General features: G+C 68.3%; 10 protein-coding genes and 1 pseudogene. 5 read left to right on the top strand and 6 right to left on the bottom strand.

Annotated features, from left to right (window positions below; translation table 11 throughout):
* The 3 genes from GTO19_RS15445 to GTO19_RS15455 form a co-directional block, all read left to right on the top strand.
* A partial coding sequence (locus GTO19_RS15445; RefSeq protein WP_291022689.1) for a TolC family protein occupies nucleotides 1-1,199 on the top strand: 1,199 nt, incomplete at its 5' end.
* Nucleotides 1,196-2,857 (top strand): efflux RND transporter periplasmic adaptor subunit, encoded by a 1,662-nt coding sequence (locus GTO19_RS15450; RefSeq protein ID WP_291022692.1) that lies wholly within the window; start codon nucleotides 1,196-1,198, stop codon nucleotides 2,855-2,857. The genes GTO19_RS15445 and GTO19_RS15450, both read left to right, overlap by 4 nt.
* Nucleotides 2,854-6,000: an efflux RND transporter permease subunit gene (locus GTO19_RS15455; RefSeq protein ID WP_291022696.1), complete on the top strand. Its 3,147-nt coding sequence runs from the start codon at nucleotides 2,854-2,856 to the stop codon at nucleotides 5,998-6,000. Before GTO19_RS15450 ends, GTO19_RS15455 begins: the two co-directional genes overlap by 4 nt.
* A gap of 25 nt (nucleotides 6,001-6,025) precedes the next feature.
* Here the strand turns inward: GTO19_RS15455 and GTO19_RS15460 are convergent, their stop codons facing one another.
* The 4 genes from GTO19_RS15460 to GTO19_RS15475 all read right to left on the bottom strand — a co-directional run bounded on the left by GTO19_RS15460 (nucleotide 6,026) and on the right by GTO19_RS15475 (nucleotide 10,694).
* On the bottom strand, nucleotides 6,026-8,416 hold the full coding sequence (locus GTO19_RS15460) for a heavy metal translocating P-type ATPase (RefSeq protein WP_291022697.1): 2,391 nt from the start codon (nucleotides 8,414-8,416) through the stop codon (nucleotides 6,026-6,028).
* Between the two features lie 273 nt (nucleotides 8,417-8,689).
* Nucleotides 8,690-9,019: a four-helix bundle copper-binding protein gene (locus tag GTO19_RS15465; protein ID WP_291022699.1), complete on the bottom strand. Its 330-nt coding sequence runs from the start codon at nucleotides 9,017-9,019 to the stop codon at nucleotides 8,690-8,692.
* 846 nt (nucleotides 9,020-9,865) lie between these two features.
* Nucleotides 9,866-10,408, bottom strand: a complete 543-nt coding sequence (locus tag GTO19_RS15470; RefSeq protein ID WP_353844601.1) for a MerR family DNA-binding protein — start codon at nucleotides 10,406-10,408, stop codon at nucleotides 9,866-9,868.
* 91 nt (nucleotides 10,409-10,499) lie between these two features.
* Nucleotides 10,500-10,694, bottom strand: a complete 195-nt coding sequence (locus tag GTO19_RS15475; RefSeq protein ID WP_287493038.1) for a heavy-metal-associated domain-containing protein — start codon at nucleotides 10,692-10,694, stop codon at nucleotides 10,500-10,502.
* Nucleotides 10,695-10,808: 114 nt separating this feature from the next.
* Between GTO19_RS15475 and GTO19_RS15480 the strand changes: the two genes are divergently transcribed.
* The gene (locus GTO19_RS15480; protein ID WP_291022703.1) at nucleotides 10,809-11,009 is read left to right on the top strand and encodes a hypothetical protein; all 201 of its coding nucleotides are present in this window, start codon (nucleotides 10,809-10,811) and stop codon (nucleotides 11,007-11,009) included.
* A gap of 57 nt (nucleotides 11,010-11,066) precedes the next feature.
* A complete protein-coding gene (locus GTO19_RS15485) occupies nucleotides 11,067-13,448 on the top strand; it encodes a heavy metal translocating P-type ATPase (protein WP_287493042.1) in 2,382 nt (793 codons plus the stop codon).
* Between the two features lie 396 nt (nucleotides 13,449-13,844).
* Here GTO19_RS15485 and GTO19_RS22405 read toward each other — a convergent pair.
* Together GTO19_RS22405 and GTO19_RS15495 are read right to left on the bottom strand one after the other, a co-directional pair.
* Nucleotides 13,845-14,159: pseudogene (locus tag GTO19_RS22405) on the bottom strand (enoyl-CoA hydratase/isomerase family protein); the annotation flags it as partial.
* A gap of 87 nt (nucleotides 14,160-14,246) precedes the next feature.
* Nucleotides 14,247-15,614 carry an efflux transporter outer membrane subunit gene (locus GTO19_RS15495; RefSeq protein ID WP_291022708.1) on the bottom strand — a complete coding sequence of 456 codons (1,368 nt, stop codon included), beginning with the start codon at nucleotides 15,612-15,614 and terminating at the stop codon, nucleotides 14,247-14,249.
* Nucleotides 15,615-15,624: the final 10 nt, after the last annotated feature.

Consider the following 15,624-nt stretch of genomic DNA (forward strand, 5'->3'; position numbering starts at 1 on the left):
TACCCGCCGCCGTGGCGGCCGCATGGCAGCGGTCACAGGCGCTCAAGGCCACCGAGGCCAATGCCTTGGCCGCCCGAGAGACCGCGGTGGTCGCAGGCCAGCGGCCCGATCCCGTGTTGCGGCTCTCGCTGGACAACCTGCCCGTGAACGGGCCCGACCGCTGGAGCACGACGCGCGACTTCATGACCATGCGCTCCATCGGCCTGATGCAGGCCTTGCCCAGCCAGCGCAAGCGCGAGGCGCGTGCACGGCGCTTCGAACTGGAGGCCCAAGCCACCGGGGTGCTGCGCCAATGGCAGGCAAGCGAGTTGCAGCGTGACACCACGGTGGCCTGGTTCGAACGCCGGGCAGCGGAGCAGCGCCTGGTGCTGCTGGACGAACAGTTGGCCGAGGCACGACTGCAGGTGCAGGCCGCCGAGGCGGCGGTGCGCGGCGGCAAGGGATCACCCATCGACTGGGTGGCCGCTCGCGACGCGCTGTGGAAGCTGGAGCAGGACCGCTTGAAAGGGCATGCCGAGCTGGTCACGGCCCGCAACGCCCTGTCTCGCTGGACCGGCCTGGCACCGGAGCAGCCGCTGGCCGAGCCACCCACCGCCTTGTGGCGCCGCGAGACCTGGCCGGCGCTGGAGACGGCGCTGGGTCAGCACCCCGAACTGAGGGCTTTGCAAGGCCGCGTGGAGGTGGCCCGCGCCGTGGCCGCGGTGGCGCGAGAGGAACGCGACCCCGATTGGGGCGTGGAGCTCATGTTGAGCCAGCGCGGTTCGGCGTACTCGGACATGTTGTCCGTGGCGGTGTCGATACCGCTCACCAGCAACCGAGGCCGGCGCCAGGACCGCGAACTGGCAGCCAGCCTGGCACAGGCCGATGCCATGGAAGCCGAGTGGCAGGAGGCGCAGCGCAGCCGGCGCCAGCAGATCGCCACTTGGCAGCAGGACGGTCTGGCCGCGCTGGCACAGCGCGAGTTGATCGACCGCGAGCGTCTGCCCTTGGCCCGGCAACGGGTCGATCTGGCGCTCGCGGCCTATCGATCGGGCGCCGCGCCGTTGAGCGCTGTGCTGGAAGCACGCCAGACACGTCTGGTGCTGGCCCTGGAACGCATCGAGATGGAACTGAGCGTGGCACGCCCCTGGGCGGCACTGGAGGCGCTGTCGGCGACCAAAGCCCTGAGCATGAACCCACCGACGCGAGGTGAGCGATGAGCACGTACTTCAACCCAAAGCGGTGGCGGGTGCTGGTCACGGTTCTGTTGATGGTGGTTGTCGCCTTTGGCGCCTGGAAACTGGGGGTGGATGCTGGCAGACGCCAGGGGCAGGCCTCGGACACGGGCGCCTCGCCGATCGCGACTGCTTCATCCGCGCCGCCCGCGGTGGTGGACCCGTCGAGATGGGGCATTCCCCAAGGCGAGGAAGCCACGCGCCGGCACATCCGCGATGGCCTCAAGGCCGGCGATGTGGACCCCGCCACAGGGCGGCGCATCCTCAACTACCACGACCCCATGGTGCCGGGCAAGAACTTCGATGCGCCCGGCAAATCGCCCTTCATGGACATGATGCTGGTGCCGCGATACGCCGGCGGGCCAGGCGCCGAAGGGAGCGACAGCGCAAGCATCGCGGTGAGCCCGCGCATGCAGCAGAACCTGGGCATGCGGACGGCCCTGGTGGAGCAGGGTCGGCTCGATGCCGAGGTCGTGGCCGTGGGCAACATCGCCTGGAACGAGCGCGACCAGACGGTGGTGAGCAGCCGCGCCATGGGTTTCGTGGAGAAGCTGCACGTGCGCGCCACCTTCGACCGCGTGGCGCGGGGCGCGCCCTTGCTGGACGTGTACGTGCCCGACTGGGTGGCGGCGCAGGAGGACTACCTTGCGCTGGCGCGCGTGTCCGCAGAGGGGCTGGATGCCTTGCGTGAGGCGGCGCTTCAGCGCATGCGCCAGTCGGGCATGAGCGACGCGCAAGTGGCCAGCGTGGTGCAAGGGCGCCGCCTGCAGCCACGCTTCACCTTGCACGCGCCGCAGTCCGGGCTGCTCACCGAATTGCAGGTGCGCGAGGGCGCGACGGTGACACCCGGCATGCCGCTGCTGCGCATCCAGGGAACCGCTCGTGTGTGGGCCGAGGCCGACGTGCCCGAAAGCCAGAGCAGCGGGCTTCAAGCCGGCCTGGCGGTCAGCGTGACCAGCCCGGCCCTGCCCGGACAGGTGTTCGAGGGGCACCTGCAGGCATGGTTGCCGGCGGTGGACCCTGCTACGCGCACCCTGAAGGCACGGCTGGAGCTGGACAACGCCGGAGGGCGCCTGGTGCCCGGCATGTTGGTGCAGATGCGCCTGGCTCGCCCGAGCCTGGAAGAACGTCTGCTCGTGCCCAGTGATGCGGTGATCCGCACCGGGCGGCGCAGCGTGGTGATGCTGGCGGAGGAGGGGGGGCGCTTCCGGCCGGTGGAGGTCCAGGTCGGGCAGGAGGTGGGCGATCAGGCCGAAATCACCGCCGGCCTGCAACTGGGTCAGCGCGTGGTGCGCTCGGGCCAGTTCCTGATCGACTCCGAGGCGAGCCTGCGCGGCCTCGAGGCACGCCTGAACCCGGAGACGACCCCGGCGAGCCCGTCGCCCGCCGCACCGCCCGCGACCACCCATCGAACCGAGGCCACCATCACCGAGATGAAGGGCGAGACGCTGACGCTGGACCATCCGCCGATCGCTTCGCTGCAGTGGCCCGCGATGGTCATGGGGTTTCAGTTGCCGCCGGGTGGGTCGCTGCCCCGCGATCTGAAGGTCGGAGAGCGGGTGCGCGTCGAGTTCCGCCTGCAGGACGGCGATGTGCCGCAGATCACGCGCCTGGAGCGGGTGCCAGCGGGAGAGCCGCGATGATCGCCGCACTCATTCGCTGGAGCATCGCCAACCGGTTCCTGGTGCTCATTGCCACGGTGATCGTGGCCGCCTGGGGCGTGTTGGCGGTGCAGCGCACAGCGCTCGATGCGCTGCCCGATCTGTCGGACACCCAGGTCATCATCCGCACCAGTTGGCCTGGGCAGGCGCCCCAGATCGTGGAGAACCAGGTCACCTACCCGCTGACCACCACCATGCTGTCGGTGCCCGGGGCCCGGGCGGTGCGCGGGTTCTCGATGTTCGGCGACAGCTTCGTCTACGTGCTGTTCGACGATGGGGTCGACCTGTACTGGGCCCGATCGCGCGTGCTGGAGTACCTCAACCAGGTGCAGGCGCGATTGCCGGCCGCCGCGCGCTCCTCCATCGGCCCGGACGCCACCGGCGTGGGCTGGATCTACCAGTACGCGCTGATCGATCGCAGCGGCCAGCAGGATGTGGCGCAGCTTCGCGCGCTGCAAGACTGGTTCCTGCGCTTTGAATTGAAGACCGTTCCGGACGTGGCCGAGGTCGCCAGCGTGGGGGGCATGGTGCGGCAGTACCAGATCGTTCTCGATCCGGACCGGCTGGCGGCCTACCGGATCACCCTGCAACAGGTGCGAGAAGCCGTGGGCCGAGCCAACCAGGAGGCGGGCGGCTCCGTGCTGGAACTCGGCGAAGCCGAGTACGCCGTGCGCGCCAGCGGCTACCTGAAATCGCTGGAGGACTTCCGTGCCATCCCCTTGCTCACCACGCCCGCGGGCGTGTCGGTGCGCCTGGGTGACGTGGCACGCGTGCAAATCGGGCCGGAGATGCGCCGCGGCATCGGCGAACTCAACGGGGAAGGCGAGGCCGTCGGGGGCGTGATCGTGATGCGCTCGGGCAAGAACGCGCTGAACACCATCGACGCGGTGAAAGCCAAGCTCAGCGGCTTGCAGCGCGCCTTGCCTGCCGGCGTTGAAATCGTGCCCGTGTACGACCGCTCCGGCCTGATCGAGCGCGCGGTGCACAACCTGCGGACCAAGCTGATCGAGGAATTCGTGGTCGTGGGGCTGGTGTGCCTGGCCTTCCTGTTCCACCTGCGCAGCGCGCTGGTGGCCATCGTCACGCTGCCGCTGGGTGTGCTCGTGGCCTTCATCGTCATGCAGCAGCAAGGCGTCAACGCCAATGTGATGTCGCTCGGCGGCATCGCCATCGCCATCGGCGCCATGGTGGATGCGGCCATCGTCATGGTCGAGAACGCCCACAAGCGCCTGGAGCGCTGGGCCCACGACCACCCCGGCCAGACGCTGGCCGGTGAGCCCCGATGGCGATTGATCGGCGAGGCCGCGGCCGAGGTAGGGCCCGCGCTGTTTTTCTCGCTGCTCATCATCACGCTGAGCTTCATCCCCGTGTTCAGCCTGCAGGCGCAGGAGGGGCGGCTGTTCTCGCCGCTGGCGTACACCAAGACCTATGCCATGGCGGCGTCGGCGGGGCTCGCGGTCACGCTCATCCCGGTGCTCATGGGCTACCTGATCCGCGGGCGCATCCCCCCCGAACAGGGCAATCCCATCAACCGCTGGCTGATCGCGATCTACCGGCCCGTTCTCGACGCGGTGCTGGCCTGGCCCAGAGCCACGCTGATGGTGACCGTGCTGCTGCTGCTCGCCAGCCTGTGGCCCTTGCAGCGCATCGGCAGCGAGTTCATGCCGCCGCTGGACGAAGGCGACCTGCTCTACATGCCCACCGCCTTGCCTGGCTTGTCCGCCGCCAAGGCGAGCGAGTTGCTGCAGCAGACGGACAGGCTAATCAAATCGATCCCCGAAGTCCAGAGCGTGTATGGCAAGGCGGGCCGCGCCGACACCGCCACCGACCCGGCGCCGCTGGAGATGTTCGAGACCACCATCCAGTTCAAACCCCGGGACCAATGGCGTGAGGGCATGACACCCGATCGCCTGGTGGACGAGCTGGACCGCACGGTGCGCGTGCCCGGCCTCTCCAACATCTGGGTACCGCCGATCCGCAACCGCATCGACATGCTGGCCACCGGCATCAAGAGCCCGGTGGGCGTGAAGGTGGCCGGCCCCGACCTTGCGGTCATCGACCGACTGACGGGGGAGATCGAGCGCGCGGTGAAAGGCGTGGAGGGCGTGAGCAGCGCGCTGGCCGAGCGGCTGACGGGGGGACGCTACATCGACGTCGACATCCAGCGCGACGCGGCGGCGCGCTACGGCCTGAACATCGCCGACGTGCAGGCCATCGTCGAGAGTGCCGTGGGCGGCATGGTGATCGGCGAGACGGTGGAAGGGCTGCAGCGCTTCAGCATCAACCTGCGTTACCCGCGCGAGCTGCGCGACTCGATGCCGGCGCTGCGTGCGCTGCCCATCCTCGCGCCCGGCGGCCAGCGCCTGGTGCTCGACGACGTGGCCGACCTGCGCATCAGCGACGGCCCGCCCATGCTGCGCAGCGAAAACGGCCGGCTGGCGGGCTTCGTCTACGTGGACGTGCGCGACCGCGATCTGCGCGGCGCGGTGCTCGACATGCAGCGGGCGGTGGCCGAACGCGTCGCGCTCCCGGCGGGCTACTCGGTGTCCTGGTCAGGGCAGTTCGAGTTCCTGGAACGCGCCAGCGCCCGGCTCAAGGTGGTGGTGCCGTTCACCCTGCTCATCATCTTCGTATTGCTGTACATGACGTTCCGCCGCCTGGACGAGGCCTTGCTCATCATGGCCACGCTGCCATTTGCGCTCATCGGCGGTATCTGGCTGCTCTGGGCGCTGGGCCACCACCTGTCGGTGGCCAGCGTGGTGGGGTTCATTGCACTGGCGGGGGTGGCGGCCGAATTCGGCGTGATCATGCTGGTCTACCTCAAGCAGGCCTGGGAAGCGCGCCTCGCCCGGGGTGAAGCCGACGCCGCCGCGCTGCTGGACGCGATCCGAGAGGGCGCGGTGCTGCGCGTGCGACCCAAGGCCATGACCGTGGCCACCATCGTGGCGGGGCTGTTGCCCATCCTGTGGAGCAGCGGCACAGGCAGCGAGGTGATGCAGCGCATCGCAGCGCCCATGGTGGGGGGCATGATCAGCGCACCCTTGCTGTCGCTGTTCGTGGTGCCGGTGGTGTTTCGCCTGATGCGTGGCCGGGGGTCAGGTGCTGCACGAGCTCGCACGCCATGAGCCGCAACGTGCCTCGCACCGCGGGTCAGCGGCCGGCGCGCAGCCGCAGGGCATTGGCGATCACAGACGCCGAGCTCAGGCTCATGGCCAGTGCCGCAATCAGCGGCGAGAGCAACCAGCCGGTCAGGGGGTACAGAACGCCGGCAGCCACGGGCACCCCGAGGGCGTTGTAGAAGAATGCGAACAGCAGGTTCTGCTTCATGTTGGCCACCGTATCTTCAGAAAGGCTGTGGGCCACGGCGATGCCACGCAAGTCGCCCTTGACCAGCGTGATCTGCGCGCTGTTCATGGCCACGTCCGTCCCGGTTCCCATGGCAATGCCCACGTCGGCCCGCGCCAGGGCAGGGGCGTCGTTGATGCCGTCCCCCGCCATCGCCACCACGCGGCCTTCGGCCTGCAGGCGTTCCACCAGGCGCAGCTTGTCTTGGGGCTTGACCTCGCCATGAATCTCATCGATGCCGAGGCGTTCGCCGACCGAGCGGGCGGTGGTCAAGCCATCGCCGGTGGCCATCACGATCCGAAGCCCCGCCGATTTGAGGAGGGACAGCGCTTCCGGGGTTGAGGCCTTGACGGGATCGGACACGGCCAGCAGCCCAACGAGCTTGTCGTCCACCGCCAGGTGCATCACGCTGGCGCCGCGCGAGCGCCAGGATTCGGCCTCGGCGGTGAGCTCGTCGACAGACACGCCCAGTTGCTCCATGAGCGCCGTGTTGCCCAGCGCCAGCCGGCGACCCGCCACCACCCCTCGAACGCCAATGCCTGAGCTCGATTCGAAGGCTTCAGGCTTGTCCAGCGCGAGGCCTCGCTCGCGGGCCGCGTGCACGATGGCGTCGGCCAAAGGGTGCTCGCTGCCCTGGTCGAGACTGGCCGCCAGGCGCAGGACCTCGTCGGCACTGAGGCCTTCGATGCCGATCGACTGATCGAAGGCGGGACGTCCCTCGGTGAGCGTGCCGGTCTTGTCGATGATCAGCGTGTCGACCTTGCGCAGGTTCTCGATGGCGGCGGCATCTCGGAACAGCACACCGCGTGTGGCCGCCTTGCCCGACGCCACCATGATGGACATGGGCGTGGCCAGGCCGAGGGCGCAGGGGCAGGCGATGATCAGCACGGCCACCGCATTGATCAGGCCAAAGACCCAGCGCGGCTCGGGACCGAACAGGCCCCAGACGAGCAAGGTGGCCAGGGCGATCAGAACCACCGTCACCACGAAGTACCCCGCGACGACATCGGCCATGCGTTGCATTGGCGCCTTGGAGCGCTGTGCCTGAGCGACCATCTGCACGATCTGCGACAGCATGGTGGTCGAGCCGACCCGTTCGGAGCGCATCATCAAGGCGCCGCTGGTATTGAGCGTGGCACCAATGACCTTGTCGCCAGCCCGCTTGGTCACCGGAATCGGTTCTCCCGTGAGCATGGACTCGTCGACGGCACTGCTGCCTTCGGTGACGACGCCGTCCACGGGCACCTTTTCGCCCGGGCGCACGCGCAACAGATCGCCCACGTGCACATGCGCGAGGGGGACGTCCTCCTCGGTGCCGTCGGTGCGAACGCGTCGGGCCGTCTTGGGGGCCAGTCCCAGCAAGGACTTGATGGCCGCTGAGGTCTGCGAACGTGCCTTGAGTTCCAGGATCTGCCCCAGCAGCGTGAGCGAAATGATCACCGCGGCCGCCTCGAAATAGACCGCCACACGACCCATTGAAATGAAAGACTCCGGGAAGACGCCTGGCGCGACCGTCGCGATCACGCTGTAGACAAAGGCGGCACCGGTGCCCAGCGCGATCAACGTCCACATGTTGGGGCTGCGGTTGCTCAGCGACTGCCACCCCCTCGCGAAGAAGGGCCAACCCGCCCAGAGCACGATGGGGATTGAGAGCACCAGCTCGATCCAACTCTGCGTCACCATGTCGAACCACTGGAGGCGATGGCCGAACATGCCGAGCACGAAAACCGCCGCGGTCAGAGGAAGGGTCCACCAGAAGCGCCGCGCGAAGTCGCGCAGTTCGGGGTTGTCGTCGGCTTCCAGCTCAGGGATCAGCGGCTCAAGCGACATGCCGCAAATCGGGCAGGCACCCGGCGCATCCCGGCGAATCTCGGGGTGCATGGGGCAGGTGTAGATGGTCCCGTCCGTTGGCGGCGGTACATCCTGCTCGGCCTGTTGAGCGTCTGCTGTCGGTGAAGCGACCGGGCCAACGTACTTCGCCGGTTCCGCAGAGAAGCGACTCAGGCACTTCGAGCTGCAGAAATAGTAGGGGCGACCGTTGTGCTCGACGTGGAAACTCGAACTTTCATCGACCTTCATCCCGCACACCGGATCCTTGAGTCCAGCGCTGGATGAGGGCGCGGAAGGCGCATGCGCTGTCTCGTGACCAGCGTGATGGTGATGATCGTCATGGTGCTGACGGTTGGGCGTACTCATCGACATGGCTCCCAAGAATGTGAAAAATGACATCAGATCGCTACTGCAGGTGCTTCCGCAAGCTCTCTCCCTCCGGGCACACGGGTGGATACGACTTGTAGCTAATTCGAAGCATGAAGCTTCCCCCCATGGGAATGTCAAGCCCCAGTGTTCGGGTCACGTCGAGCGCATCATGGGAGCCCCCGCACGGCTGCACCGGCGAGGACTCCCTTCTTACGCACTTGCAAGCGGCATTCGTCGCAGTCGCGAGAGGCGACGATCCGCATCACCGGTTCAGTTGGCCATGCGGCGGCACTCGTCGGCGCACTGCTGGCATGCTTTGGCGCAAGCTTGGCAATGCTCTTGCTGATGCTTCGCGCACTCATCGCCGCAGGCCTGACAAACCTCGGCGCACAACTGACACAAGGACTTGGCGAACTCGCTGCGGCGTGCCATGTAGCCGGCGGCCATGCGGCAGATGGCCGCGCAGTCCATGTCCAGCGCAATGCAGCGGGCCATCATCTTGATGTCGGGTTCCTGCAGGCAGGCGGCAGCGCAGTGGTCGCAGGCGTCGGCGCAGGTGTTGCACGCATCGACGCAGGCTTGGTGAATCTCGTGGGCCATGACAATCTCCTTGTTTCCCGAAGTTCGGTTTCCGCGCGCTCGCTGCGCGCGAAGAGGGCTTCGCCCGAGGGCGAAATGAGGTGGATTGGGGATAGATCAGGTTCGTGGCGGGTGCCGCGGCGGCGGCCAGACACACGAACGGACCAGAGCCGAAGGCATCAGGTGCCAAAAGCGGGGGGCTTGAGCCAGGTCCTCACGGGTGTCACTGGCGACCGAGGTCATGAAGCCCAAGTGGCAGGGCCCAAGATGTTGCGAATGTTCATCAAAACCGGCATCCACGGTCTCGTGCCCGGTGGCCACGTGTAACGTCGACTGACCTGCGGTGGTGTCCGCAGGGTGGAGCGCTGAAAACACGCAGTCGATCTGACAGGCCATGGTGGCACTGACCACTGGCAAGAACACCCCAAGCGCCACAGCCAGCACCACACGACGCCACCACAAGTGCCGTAACGCTTGCAGTCTCGCGGCCCAGCGGCTCCTCTGCGGGGGTGCCTTGGGAACAGGGGGTCGTTCAAAGAACGATTTTTCGAAGCTGACGAGGCGGCTCATCATGCGGAGGGGTCGAATGCACGGCCCTCTGGGCAATCCGTGTGCCGCCTTTGGGACTTGTCCTGTGCACCCTGGCTCTTGCACACGGCGCGCTCGCTTGAGCCGACGCCCTACACAGAGCCCAGGCGATCGGCCACTGCTGCGGTCTACAGGTCACTGAATAGTGTGGCCGCTCGCGATGGCTCCGTCATCGCCATGGTCTCGGGAAGCGGCATCCACCGCAAGGTGCATCACGCTGGCGCCGCGCGACGCGTCGGCATGGATTCGTTGCCGGTTGACTGTCCGGCGATGTAACGCTTAGTGAGCGCCGTGGTGTACGTGCACGCCGCGCATCCAGGCCATCAGATCGATGTGACCCGAGCCCGTTGCGGCTTGCTCACTGTCCTTGGCGTTGCCCTTCTTGAGTTTCGGCCGGTGCCGCGGTTGGTGTTTGTCCAGGCTGTGCTGCGACAGCGTGTCCAGGATGGCGCAGTGGGGGTGGTCATCGCCCGGGCAAGCCTGCACCAGTTCAGACAGGCCGGCCATCATCTGCTCGATCTCGCGCCGCTTCTCGTCGAGGCTGGCGAGGTGGTGTTCGGCCACCGTTTTGACTTCGCGGCTGGAGCGCGCCGAGTCGCTCCACAGTCCGATGAGCTCGGCGATCTGGGGGATCGAGAAGCCCAGGTGGCGCGAACGCCCGATGAAGCGGAGCACTGATACCTCGCGCTCACTGTAGAGGCGATACCCCGATTCGTTGCGGTCGGCCTCGGGCAACAGACCGATCAATTCGTAGTGGCGAATCATCTTGGGCGACACGCCGGCTGCGGCAGCCGCCTGGCCGATGTTCATGAGCGTGGACATGGGAATCTCCGAAGAATGCGCAACGGGGTGAAGCTTGAAGCTTCACCCCGTGGGAAGGTCAAGTGCCGGCTCGGGCCTGGCCGACCGACGGTCAGGCCGCGGGTGGGTAGCCCGATTCCGTCAGCGCCTCGACCAGCGCCGCACGGTCTTCGCGGCTGCTCACCTGCACCTTGCGGCTGGCGACGTCAACAGAAACCTCGCACGCCGGGTCGACCAGCTTGAGTGTGAGGTTGACGGTAGAGGCGCAGTGGCCGCAGGTCATGTCGGGAAGGTGGAATTCGTGCATGGAGGGCTCCGAAAGGGTTGAGGAGCTGCCAGCGTGGGGCTTGCCACAGTGACAAGCGCAAGCACCCCAAGGCAACGCACGGCGTTTGACCTTGACAACGTGTCAAACGCAAGCATGCGCAGCTCCAACCTCTACCGGAGCACCGCCATGCCCACCGACTGCCTTCTGTCCCACGCCGGCTTCGGCCCCTTCTTGAAGGTGCTCGGCCGCCAGCCCGTGCAGGCGCGCGCCTGGCGCGATTCGCAAGGCTGGCGCCACTGGCTGCCAATGGCACGGGCCTGGGCCCATCGCCGGTTTCAGGTCACGGCCTTTTGACCTTGCCCCCGTGGCAAGGCCGAGTATCCAGCCCACCCCTTCTCAAGGAGATCCAGCATGAACACTTCCAGCACCCTCGTGGCACACGAGTTTCCCATCGAGGGAATGACCTGCGCATCGTGTGTCGTCCGTGTCGAGAAAGCCCTCAAGTCGGTTGTGGGCGTGGCGAGCGTTGACGTCAACCTGGCCACCGAACGCGCCACGGTCAACGTGGCCGCAGGCACATCGGGCGCTGCGTTGATCGCGGCCGTCGACAAAGCGGGCTACAGCGTGGCCGCCGAGAGCTTCGAGTTCTTGATCGAGGGCATGACCTGCGCGTCCTGTGTGGCGCGCGTCGAAAAGGCCTTGAAGTCCGTGGTCGGCGTGCAAGAGGCCGTCGTCAACCTCGCGACGGAGCGCGCCAGTGTCAAGGCTGTCGGCATATCGGCAGGTGCGCTGATGGCAGCGGTGGACAAGGCGGGCTACCGAGCCGTCATGTTCGAGGACAACCCTTCGCGACCGGTCACTGCATCCAGGGGTGAATCGCTTTGGCCGGTATTGCTGGCCGCTGCGCTGTCCCTGCCTCTGGTGTTGCCCATGGTCGGCATGTTGTTCGGGGCCGACTGGATGATAGATGGCTGGTGGCAGCTCGCGCTGGCCACGCCGGTGCAGTTCTGGCTGGGCGCCCGCTTCTACCGTGCCGGCTGGCGCGCGGTGCGCGCTGGCGCCGGCAACATGGACCTGCTGGTGGCGCTGGGCACCAGCGCCGGTTACGGCCTGAGCCTGTACCTGCTGTTCAAGCACGCAGAGCACGGCACTCCGCACCTGTACTTCGAAGCCTCGGCCGTCATCATCACGCTGGTGCTGCTGGGCAAGTGGCTGGAATCGCGCGCCAAGCGCCAGACCACCGCCGCCATCGCAGCGCTCAATGCCTTGAAGCCCGAGGTGGCGCGAGTGCGCACCGACGGTGGCGACATCGACCTGCCGTTGGCGCGCGTGAAAGTGAACGACCTGGTGGTGATCCGTCCGGGCGAGCGCGTGCCGGTGGACGGCGTGGTGGTCGAAGGCGCAAGCCAGGTGGACGAGTCGCTCATCACCGGCGAGGGCCTGCCGGTGGCCAAACATGAGGGCGACAAGGTCACGGGCGGCGCGATCAACGCCGAAGGTTTGCTGCTGGTGCGCACCACCGCAGTGGGCGCCGAATCCACGCTTTCGCGCATCGTGCGCATGGTGGAGTCGGCCCAGGCGCGCAAGGCGCCCATCCAGCGCATCGTGGACCGCGTGAGCGCGGTGTTCGTGCCGGTGGTGCTGGTACTGGCCGCGCTCACGCTGCTGGGCTGGGGCGTGGCCACTGGCGACTGGGAGCAGGCCATCCTGAACGCCGTCGCGGTGCTGGTGATCGCCTGCCCTTGTGCCCTGGGCCTGGCCACACCCACCGCCATCATGGCCGGCACCGGCGTGGCCGCGCGCCACGGCATCCTGATCAAGGACGCGGAGGCGCTCGAACTCGCGCACCGCATCGACACGGTGGCGTTCGACAAGACCGGCACCCTCACGGAAGGCAGGCCCACGCTGGTGGCAGCGACGGCCGCGCTCGGACACGAAACCCACCTGCTGCCCTGGAGCGCGGCCATCCAGGCCGGCAGCGAGCACCCGTTGGCCCGCGCGGTGATGGACGCCGCGAAGCGCGCCGGTGTGCCGCTGCTGTCGGCCGCCAAGGTGAGCGCGGTGGCGGGCCGTGGCATGTCGGCCGAGGTGCAGGGCCGCGTGTTGCGTCTGGGCAGCCCGCGCTACATGCAGGAACTCGGCGTGGACACCGCGGCCCTGCGCGAACAAGCCAATGCCCTGCAGGACGACGGGCGCACCGTGTCCTGGCTGGCGGACGTCACCGACCGCCCGCAGTTGGTCGGCCTGCTGGCCTTCGGCGATGCCCCCAAGGCCAGCGCACTGCAGGCGATCGAGCGCCTGCGTGGCATGAACGTGCGCTCGGTGATGGTGACCGGCGACAACCTGGGCAGCGCCACCGCGGTGGCAAGCCAGCTCGGCGTGGACCACGTCGAGGCCGAGGTGCTGCCCGCGGACAAGGCCGCCATCGTGAACCGCCTGAAGGACGGTGAGCGCACCGTGGCCATGGTGGGCGACGGCATCAACGATGCACCCGCGCTTGCCTCGGCGGACGTGGGCATCGCCATGTCCACCGGCACCGACGTGGCCATGCACGCGGCGGGCATCACGCTCATGCGTGGCGACCCGGCACTGGTGGCCGACGCGATCGACATCTCGCGCCGCACCTACCGCAAGATCCGCCAGAACCTGTTCTGGGCCTTTGCCTACAACGTGATCGGCATCCCGTTGGCCGCGGCCGGGCTGCTGAATCCGGTGGTGGCAGGCGCCGCCATGGCATTGAGCAGCGTGAGCGTGGTGAGCAACGCGCTGCTGCTGCGCGGCTGGCGCCGCTGACGCCGGCTGTTCCTGTCGGTTGTCGTCAGGCGGGCGGGGCCTTGTGCCCCGGCCCGCCAAACACCGTGTAGACCACTTGCTCGCGCACCTGCTGCGCGAGGTCAGGTGACGCGGTGTGCTGCGGATGGGCGCGAAACAGCGGGGCCACCGACTGCAGGCGCCGAGCAGGTAGGCCAGCCGCTGACCCGGCTCCGGTGCCATCAGCATGCCTTGTGTGCACACCAGCGCCAGTTCGGTGGTCGCCACACGGTTGCTGTCCGCGATGCACCGTGCGGTCTCCAGTGCCTTGTCGAGCAGCGCCTCGTGCGGCACCACATGGCCGACCAATCGCAGCCGGCGGATGTCGCGGGCCAGGGCCAATTCGAAGCCGGTACCACCCGTATGCCCGTGCTCCGCCGCCACGATGGGCTTGTAGAGGCGGTCGCCCCCGCGAGTGATGCCACCGCCCAGCCCGCGCGCCACGTTGGCGCGCAGATCGCCGAAGTTGGCCTGGCTCCAGCGCGGGATCACGGTTTTCAGATCCGCGCCAGCGCAGCACGACGGACCTTCGCCGTGGAGGATGGCCACGTAGGCCTCGTCGTCTGCGGCGAAGCGACGCCAGGCTTCGAGAAGTCCAGCGTCCAGTGCGTCGTCGATGGTGTTGTGCGCCCGCGGACGGTCCAGCGTGATCCACGCGATGCGGTCCTCGCGGCGGTAGTGAACAGTCTCCATCGCTTCTCCTGAGGCGGCACCTTGCCGCGCGATGGTCCTTTGGACGAGGGGGAAGGGGGCGGTGTGACCGCGCCCACCCGCCGTTCGTTAGACCGCGCCCAGCGCGCGAAGCAGGAAGGCCACGTCCTGACGGTGCTGCCCGAGCGCCTCGGCCAAACCCAGCTGGGCTTGCTGCGCGCTGCGTTGCGCGTCGAGCAGTTCCAGCAGATCGGACGCACCGCCCTGGTAGCGCAGCCGCGACAGTTGCTCCGCGCGCACCGCTTCGCGGCTGCGTTCCTGCAGTGCCGTCAGGCGGGCGCGGCCGAAGCTCACCTGTGCCAGCGCGTTCTCCACCTCTTCGGTGGCCAGCAACACGCGCTGCCGGTAGTGGAGCAGGGCCTCGCGTTCCTGGGCGCGTGCGGCGTCCAGGCGGGCCTGCAGTCGTCCGGCATTGAACACCGGCAGGCTGATCGAAGGCGCAATCAACCAGGCGCCCGTGCCGGCCGAGCTCAGGCCGACGGCCGACCCGGCCAGCCAGCCGACGAAGCCGCCCACCGAGATGCGAGGCAGGAACTCGGCGCGTACCGCCTCGGCATCCATGGCCAGGGCTTGCAGACGGGCTTCGGCCGCCGCGATGTCGGGACGCGACGCGAGCCAGGTCTCGCCGTCCGGCAGGCCCAGGGTGATCGCAGCCGGATCCGCGGGGGCGCTGTCGCTTGCAGGAATGGCCTGCGCGCCGGGCGTGTCGCCCGCGAGCACGGCGAGGCGGTTCATGGCCTGCGTGGCCTGGGCCTGCAAGGCTGGCACATCGGCTTGCACGGCGGCCAGATCGCTGCGCGCGCGCGCTTCGTCCAGTGGCGCGCTCAGGCCGGCGCGCGCACGGTGCTGCACCAGGGCCAGTGTGGCCCGGCGGTTCTCGATGACCGCTTGTGTGAGCGCCAGGCGCTCGTTCGCACTGGCCAGCGCGTACCAGGCCTGGGCCACCTCGGCCGCCACCGCGCGGCGCACCGCTTCGGCGTCTGCCACGGAGGCGTCGCTACGCAACCGCTGTGCATGACTTGCGTTGCGCAGGCGCCCGAACACGTCGACCTCCCAGGCCAGGTCGATGCCGGCGCTGGTGCTGCCGCTGCGCTGCCGGTCTTCGCGCTCGCTGGCGCCCACGGTGGCATCAAGCGCCGGCCATCGCGCAGCCGACGCGGCAGCGGCCAGGGCACGCGAGCGTTGCACGCGCTCCACTGCTTGCGCGACGTCGAGGTTGCCGGCGAGCGCGCGCGCGATGTGGTGCATCAACGCGGTGTCACCCAAGGCGCCCCAGCGGGCCGCGGGTGCACTGCGGGGCAGCTCGGGGGCGCCTGCGAATCGCGGTGCGTCCGACTTGGTCAGGTCGAGGGTCGCTGTGCCCGGTGCGGCGCAGCCGGCGAGCAGGGCCGCTGCGGCCAGGGCCGTCCAGCGCCAGGGGGACTTCGATCGGGTCATGTCAGCCTCC

Origin of the sequence: Hydrogenophaga sp. (genome assembly GCF_011772445.1) — a bacterium.
GTDB lineage: Bacteria > Pseudomonadota > Gammaproteobacteria > Burkholderiales > Burkholderiaceae_C > Hydrogenophaga.